This is a genomic window from Serratia sp. JSRIV004, from assembly GCF_019968705.1.
GTDB classification, from domain to species: domain Bacteria; phylum Pseudomonadota; class Gammaproteobacteria; order Enterobacterales; family Enterobacteriaceae; genus Chania; species Chania fonticola_B.
The window spans coordinates 2,023,588-2,043,068 of record NZ_CP074140.1 but is presented as its reverse complement, the minus strand read 5'-3'; the positions used below and the strand labels follow the sequence as shown (position 1 = coordinate 2,043,068).

21 protein-coding genes are annotated in these 19,481 nt (G+C 56.7%); 9 read left to right on the top strand and 12 right to left on the bottom strand.

Going from position 1 to position 19,481, the window contains the following annotated elements; all coding sequences use genetic code 11:
- Together KGP21_RS09855 and KGP21_RS09850 are read right to left on the bottom strand one after the other, a co-directional pair.
- Positions 1 to 846: an AraC family transcriptional regulator gene (locus KGP21_RS09855; protein ID WP_021805144.1), complete on the bottom strand. Its 846-nt coding sequence runs from the start codon at positions 844 to 846 to the stop codon at positions 1 to 3.
- A gap of 30 nt (positions 847 to 876) precedes the next feature.
- On the bottom strand, positions 877 to 2,331 hold the full coding sequence (locus tag KGP21_RS09850) for an MFS transporter (RefSeq protein WP_115159200.1): 1,455 nt from the start codon (positions 2,329 to 2,331) through the stop codon (positions 877 to 879).
- A gap of 103 nt (positions 2,332 to 2,434) precedes the next feature.
- Here KGP21_RS09850 and KGP21_RS09845 point away from each other — a divergent pair, with 103 nt between their 5' ends.
- The 3 genes from KGP21_RS09845 (at position 2,435) to KGP21_RS09835 (ending at position 4,502) form a co-directional block, all read left to right on the top strand.
- Complete coding sequence (locus KGP21_RS09845) at positions 2,435 to 3,088, top strand: metalloregulator ArsR/SmtB family transcription factor (RefSeq protein ID WP_021805146.1); 654 nt, start codon at positions 2,435 to 2,437, stop codon at positions 3,086 to 3,088.
- A 141-nt stretch (positions 3,089 to 3,229) separates the two neighbouring features.
- Positions 3,230 to 4,141 (top strand): drug/metabolite exporter YedA, encoded by a 912-nt coding sequence (gene yedA, locus KGP21_RS09840; protein WP_021805147.1) that lies wholly within the window; start codon positions 3,230 to 3,232, stop codon positions 4,139 to 4,141.
- 184 nt (positions 4,142 to 4,325) lie between these two features.
- Positions 4,326 to 4,502 carry a hypothetical protein gene (locus KGP21_RS09835; RefSeq protein ID WP_021805148.1) on the top strand — a complete coding sequence of 59 codons (177 nt, stop codon included), beginning with the start codon at positions 4,326 to 4,328 and terminating at the stop codon, positions 4,500 to 4,502.
- A gap of 6 nt (positions 4,503 to 4,508) precedes the next feature.
- Here KGP21_RS09835 and KGP21_RS09830 read toward each other — a convergent pair whose 3' ends face one another.
- From KGP21_RS09830 to KGP21_RS09800, 7 genes are all read right to left on the bottom strand, one after another.
- Positions 4,509 to 5,291, bottom strand: coding sequence for a phosphate/phosphite/phosphonate ABC transporter substrate-binding protein (locus tag KGP21_RS09830; protein ID WP_218519646.1), 783 nt, complete (start codon positions 5,289 to 5,291; stop codon positions 4,509 to 4,511).
- 5 nt (positions 5,292 to 5,296) lie between these two features.
- Positions 5,297 to 6,067: an ABC transporter permease gene (locus KGP21_RS09825; protein ID WP_094982966.1), complete on the bottom strand. Its 771-nt coding sequence runs from the start codon at positions 6,065 to 6,067 to the stop codon at positions 5,297 to 5,299.
- Positions 6,064 to 6,999, bottom strand: coding sequence for an ABC transporter ATP-binding protein (locus KGP21_RS09820; RefSeq protein ID WP_021805151.1), 936 nt, complete (start codon positions 6,997 to 6,999; stop codon positions 6,064 to 6,066). The genes KGP21_RS09825 and KGP21_RS09820 overlap by 4 nt, the downstream gene beginning before the upstream one ends.
- Positions 6,996 to 8,150: an ABC transporter permease gene (locus tag KGP21_RS09815; RefSeq protein WP_223538512.1), complete on the bottom strand. Its 1,155-nt coding sequence runs from the start codon at positions 8,148 to 8,150 to the stop codon at positions 6,996 to 6,998. Before KGP21_RS09815 ends, KGP21_RS09820 begins: the two co-directional genes overlap by 4 nt.
- 100 nt (positions 8,151 to 8,250) lie before the next feature.
- Positions 8,251 to 9,180, bottom strand: a complete 930-nt coding sequence (locus KGP21_RS09810; protein ID WP_021805153.1) for an ABC transporter substrate-binding protein — start codon at positions 9,178 to 9,180, stop codon at positions 8,251 to 8,253.
- Positions 9,181 to 9,209: 29 nt separating this feature from the next.
- Entirely contained in the window at positions 9,210 to 10,241 is a 1,032-nt protein-coding gene (locus KGP21_RS09805) for a fatty acid desaturase (protein WP_223499142.1), read from the bottom strand.
- 178 nt (positions 10,242 to 10,419) lie between these two features.
- The gene (locus tag KGP21_RS09800; protein WP_115159196.1) at positions 10,420 to 11,313 is read right to left on the bottom strand and encodes a LysR substrate-binding domain-containing protein; all 894 of its coding nucleotides are present in this window, start codon (positions 11,311 to 11,313) and stop codon (positions 10,420 to 10,422) included.
- Between the two features lie 139 nt (positions 11,314 to 11,452).
- On the opposite strand from KGP21_RS09800, the gene KGP21_RS09795 reads away from it, so the two are divergent.
- The 3 genes from KGP21_RS09795 (at position 11,453) to KGP21_RS09785 (ending at position 14,601) form a co-directional block, all read left to right on the top strand.
- On the top strand, positions 11,453 to 12,097 hold the full coding sequence (locus KGP21_RS09795; RefSeq protein ID WP_209555313.1) for a hydrolase: 645 nt from the start codon (positions 11,453 to 11,455) through the stop codon (positions 12,095 to 12,097).
- A gap of 75 nt (positions 12,098 to 12,172) precedes the next feature.
- Positions 12,173 to 12,718 (top strand): antibiotic biosynthesis monooxygenase, encoded by a 546-nt coding sequence (locus KGP21_RS09790; RefSeq protein ID WP_094982970.1) that lies wholly within the window; start codon positions 12,173 to 12,175, stop codon positions 12,716 to 12,718.
- An 11-nt stretch (positions 12,719 to 12,729) separates the two neighbouring features.
- A complete protein-coding gene (locus tag KGP21_RS09785; protein WP_223538021.1) occupies positions 12,730 to 14,601 on the top strand; it encodes an amidohydrolase in 1,872 nt (623 codons plus the stop codon).
- Between the two features lie 87 nt (positions 14,602 to 14,688).
- On the opposite strand, the gene KGP21_RS09780 is transcribed toward KGP21_RS09785, so the two are convergent.
- A complete protein-coding gene (locus tag KGP21_RS09780; RefSeq protein ID WP_223538020.1) occupies positions 14,689 to 15,819 on the bottom strand; it encodes a Gfo/Idh/MocA family protein in 1,131 nt (376 codons plus the stop codon).
- A gap of 255 nt (positions 15,820 to 16,074) precedes the next feature.
- Between KGP21_RS09780 and KGP21_RS09775 the strand changes: the two genes are divergently transcribed.
- Positions 16,075 to 16,587: a DUF523 domain-containing protein gene (locus tag KGP21_RS09775; RefSeq protein ID WP_021805160.1), complete on the top strand. Its 513-nt coding sequence runs from the start codon at positions 16,075 to 16,077 to the stop codon at positions 16,585 to 16,587.
- Here the strand turns inward: KGP21_RS09775 and KGP21_RS09770 are convergent.
- The gene (locus KGP21_RS09770; protein ID WP_218519653.1) at positions 16,558 to 16,980 is read right to left on the bottom strand and encodes an NUDIX hydrolase; all 423 of its coding nucleotides are present in this window, start codon (positions 16,978 to 16,980) and stop codon (positions 16,558 to 16,560) included. The genes KGP21_RS09775 and KGP21_RS09770 overlap by 30 nt on opposite strands.
- Positions 16,981 to 17,074: 94 nt before the next feature.
- On the opposite strand from KGP21_RS09770, the gene sseA reads away from it, so the two are divergent.
- Complete coding sequence (gene sseA, locus KGP21_RS09765) at positions 17,075 to 17,935, top strand: 3-mercaptopyruvate sulfurtransferase (RefSeq protein WP_021805162.1); 861 nt, start codon at positions 17,075 to 17,077, stop codon at positions 17,933 to 17,935.
- Positions 17,936 to 17,948: 13 nt separating this feature from the next.
- Positions 17,949 to 18,461 (top strand): GNAT family N-acetyltransferase, encoded by a 513-nt coding sequence (locus tag KGP21_RS09760; RefSeq protein WP_037375098.1) that lies wholly within the window; start codon positions 17,949 to 17,951, stop codon positions 18,459 to 18,461.
- On the opposite strand, the gene KGP21_RS09755 is transcribed toward KGP21_RS09760, so the two are convergent.
- Positions 18,456 to 19,394 (bottom strand): cation diffusion facilitator family transporter, encoded by a 939-nt coding sequence (locus tag KGP21_RS09755; RefSeq protein WP_021805164.1) that lies wholly within the window; start codon positions 19,392 to 19,394, stop codon positions 18,456 to 18,458. The genes KGP21_RS09760 and KGP21_RS09755 overlap by 6 nt on opposite strands.
- Positions 19,395 to 19,481 lie beyond the last annotated feature (87 nt).

The window sequence follows — 19,481 nt, the reverse complement described above, 5'->3', positions numbered from 1 at the left end:
TTATCTTAACGATTTGACATAGTCACCGGGCGTCACGCCGATGGACTTGCGGAAATGACGGTGGAAATGGCTCTGATCGTGAAAACCGCAGGCCAGTGCCGTTTCCAGCACGCCATTGCCCGCTTTCAACAGCTGGCGCCCTTTACGCAAACGCGCCTGGATCTGGTAGGCATGGGGCGGTAAACCGGTCACCTGTTGAAACTGGCGCAACAAATAATAAGGGCTCAGCCCGGCTTTCTCTGCCAATTCCAGCAGGGAGATATTGGCCTCGGGGAAATCATCCAGAAAGGCTTTGATCCGCGCTATCTGGCTTTGTGCCTTACTTTGCACGGCAGGCACTATGCGGCTTTTGCCGTGGCGCAGCATCAACCAGGTCAGCGCCGAAAACACCAATGTCTCTTTCACCAGACGGTTTTCATTACTGCGCATCATACCGAAGGCTAATCGCAACTGCCCGGCTAGCCCGGCGTCCTGCACCACGGGATTAGGAAAATAGGGCGTGGCCCCGGCGACGGTTTTCAAATCGCGGGATAAGAACGCCAGCAGTTCCGGTTTGGGATACATGGCCTGATAGGACCAGCCGTCTTCGCTGGCAGAGCTGCCGGTATGGATATCATCGGCGTTGACCAGGATCACACTGCCCAACGGCGCGACATGCTCGCCGCCAGTACGGTAAAAACGCTGGGCTCCCTCGTCAATCACGCCTACGCAGAAACCCTCGTGACTGTGGCGGGAGAAGGTCTGGCGGCGATAGGTGGCCTGCAACACTTCCAGCCCGCCGAGATCGTCGACGTGCATGAAATTAGCCTGTTCCTGACGCCCTTTCCGGCTCATGCTCTTCGCCATGCTTACCTTCCCCGCTGAATGAAAAGCATTCTAGCACTCACCTGAACCAGGCGTTTGTACAAAATTGCTCGGATCCTCGGCAGGCTGGCTAATGGCCGCACTGCGCCAGGCGCTGTAGATCGCCAACAGCGGGGCCAAGGCAAACAGCAGGAACAGCCAATGAGCAGCGGAGGACGCGCCCTCGATCCCGCCCGGCGTGGTAAATCCGGCCAGATTGGTGACCATCCCCGCCAATGCCGCGCCAAACGCCGTGGCGAAGAGTTGCACCGTGGTAATGGAAGCCCCGGCAATATCCTTATCGGCCTGAGGGGCCACCTGCAAAATGCGCGTCAGCAGGTGCGGCCAACCAAAACCGATCCCGAAACCGACCAACGTCAAAGCCAGCACGATCGGCCCCAGTGCCTGCCAGTGGCCGTTAGATGGAATTGGCATCAGCACTGCCAACCCCAGCAAACCAAGCAGCACCAGGATCGGCCCGCTGATTATCGCCAAACGGATCCCCACGCCGCGCCAACCGGAGCTAAGGATTTCTGACAGTGTCCAACCTGCTGCCATAGTGGCAGCAATATAGCCGGAAATCAGCGGTGACTGACCATGCAGGGTTTGCAAGAAGTAAGGCACAAAGATCTCGCTGGTCATGCCGATCACCAACAAAGTCACTGTCACGTACAGCGAAGCCAGCGCCGAACCACGACGCAGTGCCTGATGTGGCAGCAGGCGAGCGCGGGAATGTCCCTCACGCCGGATTAGCCCAATCAACAACAACAATGCCAGCACAATCCCGCCCACGTTTAGCCAACCGCTCTCTGCCAGGCTGCCAGCCGACACCACCAATACCGCGCCAGCCAGCAGCAACAACTGCATCAGCGGTAACGGCGTTGGCCGCTGCTGCGGTTTACCCTTGGGCAGAATACGGAACGTAAAGGCGGCGTACAGCACCATGATCGGCAGCAGAATACCGAACGCCCAGCGCCAGGCGTTCAATTCGGCAAAGATCCCGCCGACGGCAGGTCCCACCAACGTGGCAATCCCCCACATCGCGGAGATCAGCGCCATGGCGCGTGGCCAGAGTTTTTGTTCAAACACCAGGTTAATCATCGCGTAGGACAAAGCAAAGATCAGGCCACCGCCAAACCCCTGTACCGTGCGGCCAATCAACATCACCGGCATGGAAGGGGCCAGCGCACACAGCATCGCTCCCACGATGAAGAACAGCGACGCCACCAGATAAGCGCTACGCGCCCCGTAGCCACTCAGCAAACGTGCCGACAGTGCCGAGCCTAATATCGAGGCCACCACAAACAAGGTGGTGTTCCAGGCATAGAGATCCAACCCACCGATGTCCTGCACCACCGACGGTAAAATGGTGGTCGCCACCAGAATATTGATCGCATGCAAAGCGACGCCAAGCGACAGTGCGATGGCACTGGCGGCATTTTTGCCGGAAAAGAGATCGCTCCAACGGCTGTTCTCATCGGTTATCACGGTTATCGTCCTGTTTTCAGAGGAATGGCATTGAGTTGATCTTGCTATTAGGCTAAATTTAACAAGCAATATCTTGGAATAATTAAGGGCGAGGCGCTGTAATATGTCAAGAATTAACTTGGAAAATGGCGAATGCACCGCACATTCGGTCAGTGACCGCTTGCTGAAGCTGTTGAAAACCCACGGTCCGCAGCAAGCCTCAGAAGCGGGAAAGGTCCTCGGCACCACTGGTGAAGCCGCTCGTCAGCAATTCGTCAAGCTGGCAAAAGAGGGTCTGGTGGAAGCCAAGGCAGAAACCCGTGGCGTTGGCCGCCCGGTACAGCTCTGGCAGTTGACCGCCGCAGGTAACGCCCACTTTCCCGACGCCCATGCCGAATTAACCGCCCAACTGTTGCGCACGGTGCGTGACAAACTGGGTGAACAGGCGATGGACCTGCTGATCGACAGCCGAGAGCAGGAGACCCTAATTAATTATAAACAGGCGATGGTCGGTGCAGCCGATTTACGTGAACGTGTTGCTCGTCTGGCGGCTATCCGTTGCCGTGAAGGGTATATGGCCGAGTGGAGTGAAGAGAAAGACGGCGAGTTTCTGCTGGTGGAAAATCACTGCCCCATCTGCAGCGCCGCGGCGGTTTGCCAAGGATTTTGCCGCGCCGAGCTGAACGTATTTACCGAGGTGCTGCAAGCCAAGGTTGAGCGCAGCGAACATATTCTTACCGGTGCCCGCCGCTGCGCCTACCAGATCTCCCAGTCGTAATCCCTTGATTGTAGGCCAGGGACTGGCAGCCTCCCCCGGTAGCATGACACCACTAAATGAGTAGAAAAGCATTGCTTATCGGCCATGCCTTAAGGTTTACTGAGTGTCCTAACGATTTTTCACCCTACCGAATAATAACCCATGCTGAGCCAACAAAATCGTCATCTCCTGCCGTTAATCGGGGCGCTGTTTACGTTATATATTGTCTGGGGATCGACCTACTTCGCTATCCGAGTGGGGGTGGCAAGTTGGCCTCCCTTGATGATGGCGGGCATTCGTTTTCTGATTGCCGGTATCATCCTGTTCGTGTTCCTGTTGCTGCGGGGCCATGCCCTGCCCACTCTGAAACAGTGGGTCGCCGCTGGCACCATTGGCATTCTGTTGCTGGCCGTGGGTAACGGCCTGGTCACGGTAGCCGAGCACCAGGATGTGCCTTCCGGCATTGCCGCGGTGATGGTCGCTACGGTTCCGCTGTTCACCCTCTGCTTCAGCATGTTTTGGGGGATCCGCAATACCAAGCTGGAATGGACCGGTATCGCCCTTGGACTGGTGGGCATTGTGTTGCTCAACACCGGCAATAACCTGGTGGGCAACCCGACCGGCGCGCTGTTAATCCTGTTGGCTTCCGCCAGTTGGGCCTTTGGTTCGGTACTCGGCTCACGCATTTCACTCCCTGCCGGGCCGATGGCCGGTGCCGCAGAAATGCTGGTGGCCGGCGTGGTGCTGACCATCGCCAGCCAACTGAGCGGTGAGCATTTGGATAAAATGCCCACCTTCAGCGGCTTTATGGCGCTCGGTTATCTGATTGTTTTCGGTTCAATGCTGGCGATCAGCGCCTATATGTTCCTGCTGAAAAACGTACGCCCAGCGGTAGCGACCAGCTATGCCTACGTCAATCCGGTGGTGGCGGTGCTGCTCGGCGTCGGTTTTGCTGGCGAATCCCTGGGCCCGCGCGAGTGGCTGGCGTTGGTGATTATCGTCTCGGCGGTGGTGTTGGTGACGCTGGGTAAATACCTGTTTGCCCGCCCGGCCAAGGCACAACAGGTCAACTAAATGCCCCCCCCTTACCCTCTCCCAACAGGAGAGGGGACCAAATGTGCTACCTATTAACTCCCGCGTCTGAGCACTGCACCGCAACAAAACTTGAAGCAACATACCCCCAATTAAACGAGTGTTGTTTCACCCGCTGAAGGGGCTATAATTCCCGCTGTTCTGGACAACCTGCGAAATCATCATTATGCGGAAAAAAGCGTTCCTCATCGTCATCGCCTTATGCGCCTTCGGCTCTCTGGGCGGCGTGTTTCTGGCCGGGCTGAATATGTACACCCGTTCCACCACGCCACAAGAAGAGACCACAACCACCAGCGATGCCGCTACCGATAGTGCCCCAACGGCCACTATCCAAGCGAAATAACCCGCTTTATAACGCCGTGACGCCAGCGTTGGCCGCCAGCCTTTCAAGCTCGGCCACCCGCTGATAAGCAGTACGCGGCACCAGACTAAAATCGCCGATCAGCAGGCTTTCACTGGCCGTATGGTTGACCATGGCACTGGCCGCGGTGCGCAGGATTGCCAATTGTGAGTCTGGCGTTCCGGCCGCCGTGATCAACGGCAAACCCGGTACCGCAGCGGTACGGCCAATAATCTTCAGGCCAGCAACGGCTTGTGGCCGTGCCCGTTTCAACAGGGCAAAGCTGATACAGTCGATGGCCGCAATATCCGCCTGCCCCTCCAGGATCATCTCCAGTGAGCAATAGTGGCTGCCAGAGGCGATCGCCTGACGGAAAAAATGCCCTTCCTGCGCCAGCGGTGCAATCAAGGCTCGCAGACTGTTATACCCCGACTGTGAATCCTGGCTGTTATACGCCACCACGCGATCGCGGAAATCTTCCAGACGGTCAGCCGGTTCCTCCTCACGCACCACCAGCCAACTGCTGTAGTTCGCTCCGCTGCAACCTTCCACACGGTAATGGTAAGTCCCCACCAGCTGTACCTGTGGTAACACCGTCACCAATGGATATCCGCAGGTCTGGCTAAGTAGCAGATCCGGCCGTTGCCAGTGTTGCGGCAGATCCTGCGGCCAACTCAGCGTCTGGGGAACCTCCGCCATCCCCAGTTGCCGCAGCTTATCGCGTAGCGCCTGCCAGAACGGTTCCACCTGTTGGTGGCTAACGCCGTACATCGGTAAAGAGACTATCGCCATGGAAGTTACCCCGCAGAAGTTGAGACAGTCAGCCGTTGCTGACGCCAGGCGGTGAGGTAGCGTACCCAGCGTTCGAACAGCATGTCGGTAATGATCGCCAACAACGCCACTACCACCGCTCCCTGGATCACATACGCCGTATTGAAGCCACTCAGGCCAATAATGATCGGCGTTCCCAGCGTTTTGGTGCCCACCGTTGAGGCTATGGCCGCCGTGCCGATATTGATAATCACCGAAGTGCGGATCCCCGCGACGATCACCGGGGCCGCCAACGGCAGCTCAACGCGCCACAAAATTTGCCAGCGGCTCATCCCCACCCCTTGAGCCACTTCACGCGTGCCCGCCGGAACCGACTCTATCCCGGTCAAGGTGCCTTGCAGGATCGGTAATAAACCATACAGCACCAGCGCAATAATCGCTGGCTGCTCACTAAAACCCATTACCGGTACCGCCACCGCCAATACCGCAACCGGTGGAAAAGTCTGCCCAACGGCAACCACAGTTTCCACCAATGAGCGAAACTCCCGCCCGGCACCGCGCGTCACCGCAATGCCAGCGGTTACGCCAATCATTACCGCAATCAGGCTCGATACGGCTACTAGCGATAAATGCGCAACAACCAGCGAGAAAAAGCTGTCCTGCTGATACACCGGCCGCTCCAACTGTGGGAACCAAGCGGCAAACAGGCCGTGCAGATGGTTCATGCCGAAGACCAACGCCACTAGCAGAGCAAATGTCCACGGCAGCGGATCGCGCCACCAGCGCGTGATGTTCATGATAGCGCCTTGTGTGTAATCAAATCGCTGAAATGCAACACGCCAAGCGCTTGCCCCTGTTCGTCAACCACCGGCAAACGTTCGCAGCCTCGGGCAACAAACACCGACAGCGCCTCACGCAGGCTCATCATGGCCTGGATGGGTTCCCCTTCCGCCTCACCCGGCCGCACCCTTTCGGCTACCGTGCCCAACGCCAACAGCTTGATCCCCCTATCGCTGCGGCCAAAGAAGTCACGCACAAAATCATTCACCGGGTTGGTCAGCAACGCCAACGGAGTGCCCTGCTGCACCACTCGCCCCTGATCGAGCAGTACGATCCGATCGGCCAACCCCAGCGCCTCATCGATATCGTGCGTCACCAGTACGATGGTGCGGCCAGAAAGTTGATGAATACGGGCAATCTCAGCCTGCAACGAGGCCCGGGTCACCGGATCGAGCGCACCAAAGGGTTCGTCCATGAGCAACACCTCAGGATCGGCGGCCAGCGCCCGTGCCACCCCAACCCGCTGTTGCTGTCCGCCGGAAAGCTGATGTGGATAGCGGCGGCGGAACAGCTCCGGCTCCAGTTGCAGCAGCTCCATCAGCTCAGTCACCCGATCGCGGATCCGTGCTCTTGGCCACTTCAGTAACTGCGGTACCGTGGCAATATTCTCTTCTACCGTCCAATGGGGGAACAGACCGATCGACTGGATGGCATAGCCCATTCGGCGGCGTAAATCCTGCGGTTTGAACTTATGGATCTCCTCACCGGCAAACCTGATCTTGCCTTTATCATGCTCGATCAGGCGGTTGATCATCTTCAACGTGGTGGATTTGCCTGAGCCGGAAGTGCCGATCAGCACGGTAAACTCCCCTTCCGCCATGCTCAACGAGAGATCGTCCACCGCCGGTTTCCCCTGAAAAATCTTGCTTACCCGGTCAAAGTTAATCATCTGGCAGTCACTTCCAACATTGAAATTATGAATTTAAACAGCGAATCGACGATCACCGCCATGGCGATCACCGGGATCACCCCGAGCAACACCAGATCCAGTGCGCTGCTGAGTAATCCTTGAAACACGAGCGCACCAAAACCCCCGGCACCAATCAGCGCTGCCACCACCGCCATTCCCACGGTTTGTACCGCCAGGATGCGCACGCCGGTCAGGAACAGTGGCATTGCCAGTGGCAGCTGGACGCCAAAGAAAATCTGCCCGCGCGTCATTCCCATGCCGCTGGCGGACTCAATCACGCTGGCGGGCACGCTTTGCAAACCGGCGACCACGCTGCGCACCAGCGGCAACAGGGCATAGAGCACCAATGCCACAATCGCCGGGGCCATGCCGATACCGCTAATGCCTAAGTTCGCCAGCCAAGGTAGCGCCGCCGCCAGCCCGGCCAACGGGGCGATCAACAGGCCAAATAGCGCAATGGAAGGGACGGTCTGGATGATATTCAGCGTGGAGAAGATGGGACCCTGCCAGCGGGTTGAACGAAAACACAGCACGCCCAACGGCACACCAATCAGCAGAGCCGGTACCATGGTAGCCAGCAAGATGGTCAAATGCTGTAGTAATGCAGCGTCAAATACCTCTTGCCGGTTGTGGTACTCCTTCAGCAGGGAAAGCTGGTCCAACTGATGGGTAAACAGCAGCAGCGCGGCAGGTAGCAGCACCAAGACGTTACCCAGAATACGCCACAGGTGCGAGGGAGTGATCCGCATCATGGCATCTGCGGCGATTAGGCCACTCAATGCTGCCATTAGCGCACAGCCGCTGCTCCAGGATGTACGTGCCAGCGGTGAACCCTGCAATGCCAGTTGCTGCGCGGTATAGCCGCTCAACCAAAAGATCATCGCCAATAGAACAGCGGCAACGCAGGCGGTCAGCAGCGCCCGATTGCGCGTGGGGGTCAACAGGCTGAGCACGGCAAACACCAATAATGGCAGCAGCAGCCACAGCGCGGGGCCATGCAACAGTGAAATCAGAGAGATACTCTTGCCAGACAGTAGGCGATTAGGAGCATAACTGAGGAACGGCAGACCAAAGGCCGCAAGCAGCAGCAAAACAAACAAAGTCAGTAATACGCGGTTTTTCAAGACAATAATCAAAATCACTCCCCGGTACCCGGGTATCCCCTTGGTCTTTTAGGCGGTAATATTGCCGACTGGGTCGCTCACCGCTGCCCGGTCGGCGGGATCAAGGTTACTTAATCAACCCTTTCTGTTTCAGGTAATTGACCGCCACCTGTTTGGCATCCTGGCCTTCTACGGCGATCTGCGCGTTCAACTGCTGTAAGGTTGGGCCGTCGAGCGTAGCGAATACCGGTTTGAGCAGTTCGGCGATATTGGCGTGCTGTTGCAGCGTTGCCTCACGAACAATCGGAGCCGGGGCGTAAATTGGCTGTACGCCCTGTGGGTCTTCCAACGTTTGCAGGCCCAGCGCGGCCACCGGGCCATCGGTCCCATACGCCATCGCCGCATTCACCCCAGAGGTTTGTTCCGCCGCCGCCTTGATGGTCACCGCCGTGTCACCGCCAGCCAGTGACAGTAACTGATCCTGATTAAGCTTGAAGCCATAAGCATTCTGGAAGGCCGGTAGCGCGTCCGGGCGTTCGATAAACTCTGCCGATGCCGCCAGTTTGAACTTACCACCGTCGTTGATCCACTTGGCCAGATCTGCCAGGGTTTTCAGATGGTTGGCCTGCGCCACGTCCTGGCGAACGGCGATCGTCCAGGTGTTGTTAGCCGGGGCGGCATCCAACCAGACGATCTTGTTCTGGTCATAGTCGAGCTTTTTCACCTTCTCGAACCCGGCCTGAGCGTTTTTCCACGCCGGATCTTTTTCATCGGAGAAGAAGAAGGCACCGTTACCGGTGTATTCCGGGTAGATATCAATCTCGCCGGAAGTGATGGCACCACGTAATACCTTGGTGGTGCCCAATTGCAGTTTATTGGTAGTTTTGATGCCGTTGGCTTCCAGCACCTGCACAATGATATTGCCAAGCAGCGAGCCTTCGGTATCAATTTTAGAACCCACGCGTACCGTATCGGCCGCCTGTACAACACCGCAGGCTCCCGCCAGAACGGTCAATGCCAATGCCAAAAAACGTGCGCGTAATGGGGTAATAGCCATGCTTTATCCTCTTTGATGATACTTTCCGGCTATTTCGCCAGATCGATTGGAAAATCCTGCGCGGTATGGGTCCAGCCTATCACATGCTGCTTCTCGACTCTCTCCTGTTCAAACGGGTGTACTTCAACGGCAATCGGCGTCACGGCATGATCGACAAACCAGTTGCCATAGCCCTGCACCACAAACCCCTGGCTGCGTTGCCGGTAGGCCTGCTGCTCTGCCAGATAGACTTTTCGCAGCCCATACCAAGGCAAACCGGGTAAATCATGGTGCACTAAATGATAGTTCAGATTGAGAAACAGCAGTCGCCAAGGCCAGGAGGCCTCATTAATAATAGAACGTGCCTGCGGAGCGTCCACCGCGCGATGCTCATAAAACGAACGGATCTTGGTCAAACCCAGCGCCGGGTAGCTCACCACCTGCAGATAAAAGGCGGCAGAAATGCCCTGCGTTTGCAGCCAGGCAAGCAGAGCTACCAACAGTGCGCCGTGTACCAGCCACATCGTCAAGGTCCGCAGATCACCAGCCAATATGGCTTTCAGAGCGTTGGACAGCGTGGTGATAATGTCCCAGGCCGGGCCAAGCGTGACCCGGCCAATCAGGGTATTACGCACCTTGGCCAACAGAGGCAGCCAAACAGGAAATCGTTGCCACTGCGCCCGGCTGAAATAGTAACTTTCCGGATCTTCGGCAGGTTGGGTCAGATGATCGTCGCGATGATGCTGAATATGGCTGTCGCGGTACAGCCCGTAGGGATACCACACCGCCAGGGGAAGCAGGCCGAACAGTTGGTTGAGCCGCGGCCACCGGGTGGGATGGCCGTGGATCAGCTCATGCTGCAAAGAGAGATACCAGGTAGTCGCCAACGTCAGCAATGGTGCGCCCAGCCAGGGGCCGAGCAGCTGCCAGTAATGCACCACGCCGAACCAACTACCGTAAACCAGCAGCATAATGCCCCAGGTCGGCAGCTCCAACCGCCAGATCCATTGCCGGTTAAGCTGTTGGATCCAGGCTCGTTGTTCGCCATGCAGATAGTGACTATGGGGTTTGGCTGAGGGCATTCTCCGGCTCGCTGAGGCTATTTTTCTCAGTATCGGCGAAGCGGATCGGCGCTCAAAATAACAAAAGTGGTAAAGCAAAGTTAAAAATCAGCATCATGACGTTAGCTGCGTGGATAACAATCCTGGCGGGCAACAACAGGCTATGCGTTAACCTACCCTGCCTTGCCAACCTTCAGAGTCATTCCCCCGTCACGGCATAAGCTTGCAACCGCTCACGCCACCAGAGGCTGGCCAGGCCGCTGGCACTTTCTCGCCAGCCGAAGTAGGCGGTGTCGCTATCGCGCTCTGCCTCCACGCTTTTCGCGACCAACTGGCCGGTTTTCAGATAAGGTTCTGCCAGATAATGAGGCAGATAGCCACAGCCCAACCCGGCCAGCTGCGCCTGCAATTTGGCCTCAAAACTGAATACCGTCAGTTGATCCTGCTCATCCAGCACGTGCAGACTTTGCGGCGAATTCACCCGCGACGAGTCATGAACCACCACTGCGCGATGCTGGCGGATGCTGCTTTTCTGCAACGGTTCCGGCTGGGCTGCCAACGGATGGTGCGGGGCGACGGCAAACACATATTCCAACTGCCCTAGCGGGCTAAAAGCATAGCCCGCGCGCGAAGGCGGCTCACAAATCGCACCGATGATAATATCGGCACAGCCGTGTATCAGCGCCTCCCAGGAGCCAGCCAGCACTTCGTGGCTGAAACGCAGTCGGGTGTGGTGGTGATTACGGTAAAACTCATCAATCAGCGGTAGCAGCCGGGCAAAAGGGAACGATGCATCTACCGCCAGGGTGAGATCGCTCTCCCAGCCACTTTCCACATAGCGCGCCTGCTGTTCCAGATCTTGCGCAGCGCGTAGCAATATCCGCCCCTTTTCCAGCATCAGCTTGCCGGTGGCGGTGAACTTGGCCCGGTGGCCGGAGCGATCGAGCAGCGTGATCGCCAGATCGCTCTCCAGTTTCTGCACCATGTAGCTCAGGGCAGAAGGCGTTTTAAACAGCGCGGCAGCCGCTGCAGCAAATGACCCATGACGATCCAGTGCGTCCAGGATCAATAGCGCTTCCAGGTTTAGTCTCACCCCTTTCTCCCATAGATAAAAAAACTTAACAAGAAGGTAAAAATTCTACGCTATCTTTGAAAACGGCACCTACCTACCATTCATTCCATTGATACAGCGCATCCGTCTTATTCACGGTAATACAATTGGAAGGTACATTATGTCGAAGTTTCAACTGCTTGATCCGAAAAATTCCGCACTCATCTTTATCGATCATCAACCGCAAATGGCTTTTGGCGTGGCCAATATCGATCGCCAACAGCTGAAAAACAACGTGGTAGCGCTGGCCAAAGCCGGCAGCATCTTTAATGTTCCCACTATTTTTACCTCGGTCGAAAGCGAAAGTTTCAGCGGCTATATCTGGCCGGAGTTGCTGGCGGTGCATCCAGAACTCACCCCTATTGAACGTAGTTCGATGAATTCCTGGGAAGATGCGGCATTCGTTAAAGCCGTCGAGGCCACCGGCCGTAAAAAACTGGTGATCTCCGCCCTGTGGACCGAGGTCTGCCTGACCTTCCCGGCATTGATGGCACTGGAAGCCGGATATGAGGTTTATGTGGTTACAGACACCTCTGGCGGCACCTCGGTGGATGCTCATGAGCGCGCTATCGATCGCATGGTACAGGCTGGGGCGGTTCCGGTGACCTGGCAACAGGTGCTGCTCGAGTACCAACGCGATTGGGCACGCAAGGAAACCTACGATGCGGTGATGGATCTGGTACGTGAACACAGCGGTGCCTACGGGATGGGCGTTGACTATGCTTACACTCTGGTGCATCACGCTCCGGCTCGCAACGGCAAGTAAAACCGCGCAGGGCTCACCTTGACTGACCGCAATACCCTCCCGGCCATGTGCCGGGATTTTTCAGGAGTTGGATCCATGTCCCATCAGCAACACGTTACGCTGGTGATCACTCACCATCTGACACCCGGCCAGGAACCAGCCTATGAAGCCTGGTTAAAACGCATCATGCCCGATGCCGCCCGGTTTGACGGCCATCTAGGCGTTAACGTCATTCGCCCCTCCGGTAGTGAACAGGCTTATACGGTGCTGGTCCGCTTCGATAATCTGGACAATTTATACCGCTGGATCCACTCGCCGCAGCGTCTGAAATATATCGAAGAAGTCACACCACTGCTGCTGGAGAGCGATCATATTGAGATCCGCCCCGGAGCCGAGTTCTGGTTCACACCAGCCAGCGCCAACGTACGCCCACCGGCCAAATGGAAACAGTTTTTAATCACCCTGCTGGTGATCTTCCCTTCGACCAATCTGGTGCCCTGGTTTTGGGGCAAGTTACTGCCGGGACTGAGCGGCACACTGGCTGGGCATTTACTCAATGATGCCAGCGTTGTCGCCCTGGTGGTCTTCCTGTGGATGCCGTTGGTTACCCGTCTGTTTCACCAATGGCTCACCCGCCATTAAAGGAAAACGTTATGAGTCACACCGCATCATTGATCATCAGCAACGGTAAATTCCATACCGTCGATCGCGAAAATCCCACCGCTCAAGCCGTGGCGATCAAGGACGGTAAGTTTCTGGCCGTCGGTAGTGAGAGCGACGTCATGCAATACGCCGGGCCGGAAACCCAGATCATCGACCTACACGGCCATACGGCGGTACCCGGCCTGAATGATTCACACCTGCACCTTATCCGGGGTGGTTTGAATTACAACCTGGAGCTACGCTGGGAAGGCGTGCCTTCGCTCGCCGACGCCTTACGTATGCTTAAGGAACAGGCGCTGCGTACGCCCAGCCCACAATGGGTCAGAGTGGTTGGCGGTTGGACCGAGTTCCAATTCGCCGAGCGCCGTATGCCTACGCTGGATGAAATCAACGCCGCCGCCCCAGACACGCCGGTATTTATTTTGCATCTGTACGATCGCGCCCTGCTTAACCGTGCTGCGCTGAAAGTGGTGGGCTACACCAAAGATACGCCAAACCCGCCAGGGGGCGAAATCCAACGCGACGGTAACGGCAACCCAACCGGGATGTTAATCGCCAAGCCCAATGCCATGATCCTCTACGCAACCTTGGCCAAGGGGCCGAAGCTGCCGCTGGAACAACAGGTAAACTCCACCCGCCAGTTTATGCGCGAACTCAACCGCCTGGGCCTGACCAGCGCGATTGACGCAGGCGGCGGTTTCCAGAACTATCCCGAGGACTATCAGGTCATCGCGGAACTGCACGATAAACAACAGCTGACCCTGCGTATCGCCTACAACCTGTTTACCCAACGGCCAAAGCAGGAGTTGGAGGACTTCCAGCTGTGGACGGATATGCTCAAACCCGGCCAGGGAACGGACTTTTACCGCCATAACGGCGCGGGTGAAATGCTGGTGTTCTCGGCGGCCGACTTCGAAGACTTCCTGCAACCTCGCCCGGATTTGCCTGAAGGTACCGAGGATGAGCTGGAACGCGTGGTGCGCCATCTGGTGGAACACCGCTGGCCGTTCCGTCTGCATGCCACTTACGATGAATCTATCAGCCGGATGCTGAACGTGTTTGAGAAGGTTAACCGCGAGATCCCCTTTGCCGGTCTGCACTGGATTTTTGACCATGCAGAAACCATCTCAGAGCGTAATATCGAGCGGGTGAAAGCCCTCGGCGGCGGCATTGCCGTACAGCACCGCATGGCGTTTCAAGGGGAATACTTTGCCGAGCGCTATGGCATCGAAGCGACCAAACAGACGCCTCCGGTAGCTAAAATGCTGGCGGCAGAGTTGCCGGTTGGATTAGGCACCGACGCCACCCGCGTCGCCAGTTACAACCCTTGGACGGCGCTGTACTGGCTGGTTTCTGGCCGCACGGTCGGCGGTATGGCAATGTATGACGACCAGGCTCGTCTGGATCGTGAAACGGCATTGATGCTTTGGACACAGGGCAGTGCCTGGTTCTCTACCGAACAAGGCAAAAAGGGCCAGATCAAGGTGGGACAGCTGGCGGATATAGCCGTGCTGTCACAGGATTACTTCAGCGTACCGGAGGAGCAGATCAAGGGAATTGAGTCGGTCATGACCGTCGTGGATGGCAAAGTTGTCTATGCTGCGGGCAGTTTCTCGCCGCTCTCTCCGCCGCCGTTACCGGTATTGCCTGAGTGGTCACCAGTGGTCAACATATCGGGGCATTATCGCTCAGCACCGCCCACAACCGCCGGCAAGGTGGGTGCATTAAGCCAGCCACACCAGTGTTGTGGCCCTTGTGGCGTTCATGCTCATCAGCATGACATTGCCCGCCGTTCCAGCATTCCCATCTCCAACGAGAATGCCTTCTGGGGTGCCTTCGGCTGTTCTTGCTTTGCGTTTTAACCGTTCAAGGGCCTTGCATGTTGCCTAGTAGGTGCAACATGCAAGGCCCTACGGGACAGCACCGCTAGCCGCCTCTCGGTAACAGGATCAATCGCGGTTGATATCTAACCAGCGGCGCTGTTCGGCAGAGGCGGCAATCGCATCCAGCACGCAGGATACCTTCCAGCCTTCCTCAAAATCTGGCCACATCCGATCACCCGCGGCAATACCATTGACCAGATCGCGGATCTCCACCGTTTTCTGATCGTTAAAGCCGATACCATGCCCGGCGCTGATACAAAACGCAGCGTAATCCGGGTGTTTCGGCCCTACCATGATGGTTTTGAAGCCCTGCCGCTCCGCCGGTTCGTCATGACGATACAGTTTCAGTTCGGCCATGCGTTCCTGAGTGAAACTCAGGGTGCCCTTGGTGCCGGTGACCACATAGGTCAGGCCCATTTTACGCCCGCAGGCAATGCGTGAGGTTTCTATGGTGCCCATTGCGCCATTGGCAAAGCGCACCAGTGCGCTGGCCTGATCTTCGTTTTCGACTTGGCACATCTTGGCCGGGTTGTTCGGATCGGGCCGCTGTTTGATCAGGGTTTGCATATCGCCCGACACCGCGACGATATCCCCCACCAGATAATGTGCCATGTTCACGATATGAGCCGCCAGATCGCCCAACGCCCCCAACCCAGCGGTGGCTTTGCGGCAGTGCCAGTCGATCGGCGTACGCGGGTCGGCCAGATAATCTTCATTATGCGTACCGTAAAAGTGCACCACCTCGCCAATTTCACCGTTGGCGATGATTTCCCGCGCCAGCTGGCTGGTCGGGTTTTTCATATAGTTGAAGCCAACCAGAGTTTTGACCCCTTTGGCGCGCGCGGCCTGCACCATCTCGGCGGCGTCTTGCGCATTCAGCGCCAGCGGCTTCTCGGAATAGACATGCTTGCCCTGTGCAATAGCCGCCAGAGCCATCTCTTTATGCAGGAAGTTCGGGGCACAAATATCCACCACATCTATGGCGGGATCGGTCACCAGTTCGCGCCAGTCACCGGTTGAACGTACGAAGCCAAACTCCGCCGCACGCTGGGCTGCCAGCTCGGGTGTGACCTCCGCCAGCATCTCCAACACCAGCTCCCCTTTCAGCGGGAACACCGTGCTGGCCTGTGTATAAGCGATAGCATGACAGCGGCCAATATAGCCGGTACCGATCAATCCAACGCGCACCTGTTTCATCGTTTTCTCCCTTGCCTATTTTTGGAAAATAAAAATCATTATGTATTTATATGAAATTTAAATTTCACTAACAAGCCGATAATCAACTTTGCCCCGGATCCGTGACTGCCCTCATAAAACGCGGTGGATAAAGAACACAAAGTAAGCAAAATAGTGGGAAGGTACGGCTGGCATAATGCTAAACCCCGCTGCTATTATAAAGCCGAGCGTGTGGCCTTGATGCCACACTTTCGCCTCCTCAACAGAAGACTCCTCATGCCGCCGAAAATCTTGCTCAGTGCCTGCCTGGCCGGTTTCAACGTCCGTTATAACGCCTCCAGCAAAACCGTTATCGATACCACCTTACAGCAGTGGCAAAAGGAGGGACGATTAGTGGTGTGCTGCCCCGAATTGGCCGCAGGTTTCTCTACGCCGCGCCCACCAGCAGAGATTGCGGCCGCAGCTAATGGCGCTGAAGTGATAGCCAACCGGGCCAGAGTGATCGACGCGCAAGGGAACGACGTTACCGACCAGTATCTACTGGGTGCCCATCTGGCGCTGGATACCGCTCGCCTGCATGGCTGCCGCTTTGCCCTGCTGAGCGATCGCAGCCCTTCCTGCGGGAGCCAGACCATCTACAACGGCGCATTCAACGGCCAAACCCAGCCCGGTCGCGGCGTCACAGCTGAGCTGCTACGCCAACATGGCATCGAAGTATTTTCCGAGCACCAGCTCGACGCGTTGATCGAGCGTGTCCGGCTAGTCGAGCTGGGCCAGGCGATCCGCTAGCCGCTGACGCAGATGGGCAATGCCCTGCGGGTGCCGCACAAATTCATCCGCAGGCATCATTTGCCAGCGCTGCCCCTCATTACCGAAGCGGATCGCCGCAATCTGTGCGAGGGTGATTTCCCCCACCATAAACCAGGTAGGCGGCGAGCCAGGGATGATCCCGGCGTAACGCTGCTGCCAGACAATTTGCCGTGCGGACAATAGAATGCCGAACTCCTCCTCGGTTTCCCGTTGCACACATTGCATCGGGGTTTCATCCCCTTCACGTCCGCCGCCGGGCAAGTCCCAGCAGCCGGGCCAGGGGATTGCCGGGTTGTCATCGCGCAGGTAAACCAGCACCTGGCCGCCGTACAGCAAGGCGATTTTCGCCCCGCCAAAGTCTTGGTCAATCATCTGCCCTGCCCCCTTTCAAACCGCAGCATACCAATATGCAAGATCGTTGAGGTATAGTGAAAACCTTCTTTGTCCTGACAGGCGAACAATAATCATGAACTCTGCTTTTTTAGTGACCGCGCAATGGCTTGAGCAACATATCAACGATGAGAATCTGACGCTGGTTGACGTGCGTATGGCGCCTGTCGGCCAGGTGCCGAAGCAAGACATGTTGGCCGAATTTGAGCGGGGCCATATACCCGGTGCGGTGTATTTCGATATTGACGACGTCGCGGATAAAAATACGACGCTGCCGCATATGCTACCCACGGCAGAAGCCTTTGCCGCCGCCGTAGGTAAACTGGGCATTAATGACCAACAGACCATTGTTTTCTATGATGGAGGCAATCAGTTCTCTGCCCCACGCGGTTGGTGGACGTTCCGTAATTTCGGCGCGCAGAACGTATTCGTGCTTGATGAAGGTTTGCAGGGTTGGACATCACGCGGTAACGCCTTGGAGACCGGCCCTGCGCAGCCTACTCCTGCCACCTTCCGCGCGCACTTTAATGCCGAAGCGGTGGTGGATATGCAGCAGGTGGAACAAGCGATGAACGACCAACGGCAGATCCTCGATGCCCGTGCCGCACCGCGTTTCTATGCCCAAGCCCCGGAACCGCGCCCAGGCCTGCACCGTGGCCATATTCCGGGCAGCATCAATATTCCGTATGGCGATCTGCTGGAGAACGGACGTTTCAAATCACTCGAGGCGCTGAAAAAAACCTTCGATGAAAAAGGGGTCGATATCGACGCGCCCACCATCGTCAGCTGTGGTTCTGGCGTCACCGCCGCCGTACTAGCCTTTGGCCTGCAATCACTGGGCGCCAAGCAGGTGAAACTCTATGACGGTGCCTGGAGCGAATGGGGTGCGCTGAGCGGCAAGCAGCCGATCGCCCAAGATGAGTCAACTAACCACTAACAGAGAGGCTGTCGTGTTCAGGATCCGTCAAGCGTTGCCCGCTGACTTAGCAACCGTGAGGGAAATCGGGATTGCCAGCTACCTTGCTCACTTTGCCGAACTTTGGCAAAACCAGCAGGAGTTGCAGGCGTTTCTGTCCAAGGATTTTGCCGAACAAGCGTTGGAGCCCTCATTGCAAGACCGCGATACTTGCTGGCTGCTTGCCTATGAAGGGGAAACACCGGTTGGCTTTGCCAAGCTTAATTTCGACAGCATGCAGGCTGCGACCGCAACCCTCGGGGCCGAACTGCAGAAGATTTATTTCCTGCCGCAGTTTGCCGGACGCGGCTATGGGGAGCAGCTATTTGCCGAAGTACAGCGACGAGCCGTTGAGAGAGGGCAACCCATCCTGTGGCTGGACGTGCTGAAAAGCAACGTGTCTGGCCAACGCTTTTATCAGCGGCAAGGCATGACGATCGTGGGTGAGGAGAGCTATACCAGCGTCAGCCAATCCGTGGCCATGTGGGTGATGGCAAAAAACCTATAGCCACTTGGCGTTATGGGTAAAGGAGATAGTCAGCCAGCGGTGCGGGCTATCTTCACCAATAGCGTCGGCTATCTGGTCACGGATTTTATCCAGCTTGTGTACGCCGCTGTGTTCCATCTCTGGCGGGATCACGATGTGGATCTCAATAAACAGCCCACGGCCAACGCGGGTGGCGTAATTGGAATAATCCAGGAAGCCATACTCCAGCGTCAGCTGCGCCATGATGGATTCCACCTTGGCATCCAGGTTGTCCGGCGTCATCTGCAATACCTCCTGAATGGCAGATTTTACCGTTTTGATCGGCACCGGGATCAAGACCAGCGTCAACAGTGCCAGCGCGACAGGGTCGGCATAGACGTTGAGGTATTCATAACGGGTGCCTTCCATTAGCCAGGAAAGAATAAAAGCCACTAATAACGCCGAACTGATGCAGGCCGACATCAGCCAGCTTTTGTTATCCAGCGCGATCAGTTCCGATTTAACCTGCTTATTCAGCCGGGTTTGCTTAACGTAGAGGGTAAAGCAGAAAAGGCTGACGGTAACGGCATAGACAATCGCCCAGCCCAGCTCGAGTTCGCGCCCTCCGTCGGCAATGCCTTTGACAGCGTTCACAAAGGCATACAGACACAGCAACGTCAGTAAACTGCCGTTAAATGCCAGCACCAGCGGTTCGACATGCCAGAACCCATACTGAAAACGGCGGCTATGGGGTTGCCCCAACAGGCGGGACACCAGCAAGGATAATGAACACATGCCCGCATCCAACGCCGAGAACATGCCGTCAAACACGATCGACATGGAACCACAGACAATCCCAAACACGATCCCGGCACTGGCAATAAACAGCGTGCAGAAGATCGACCTGCGCAGTATTTTTTGTTCTATTGCCGTGCTGGTTAACACCGGCGGCAACGTGGTGGGTGCTGTCGTCATAATTCCCTCATTTCAGTCGGAAAGTTCGGGCATGTTCTACCGCCAGGCGGCATCGTACTGAGTATGATCGACAAATGCAGGGGGCAC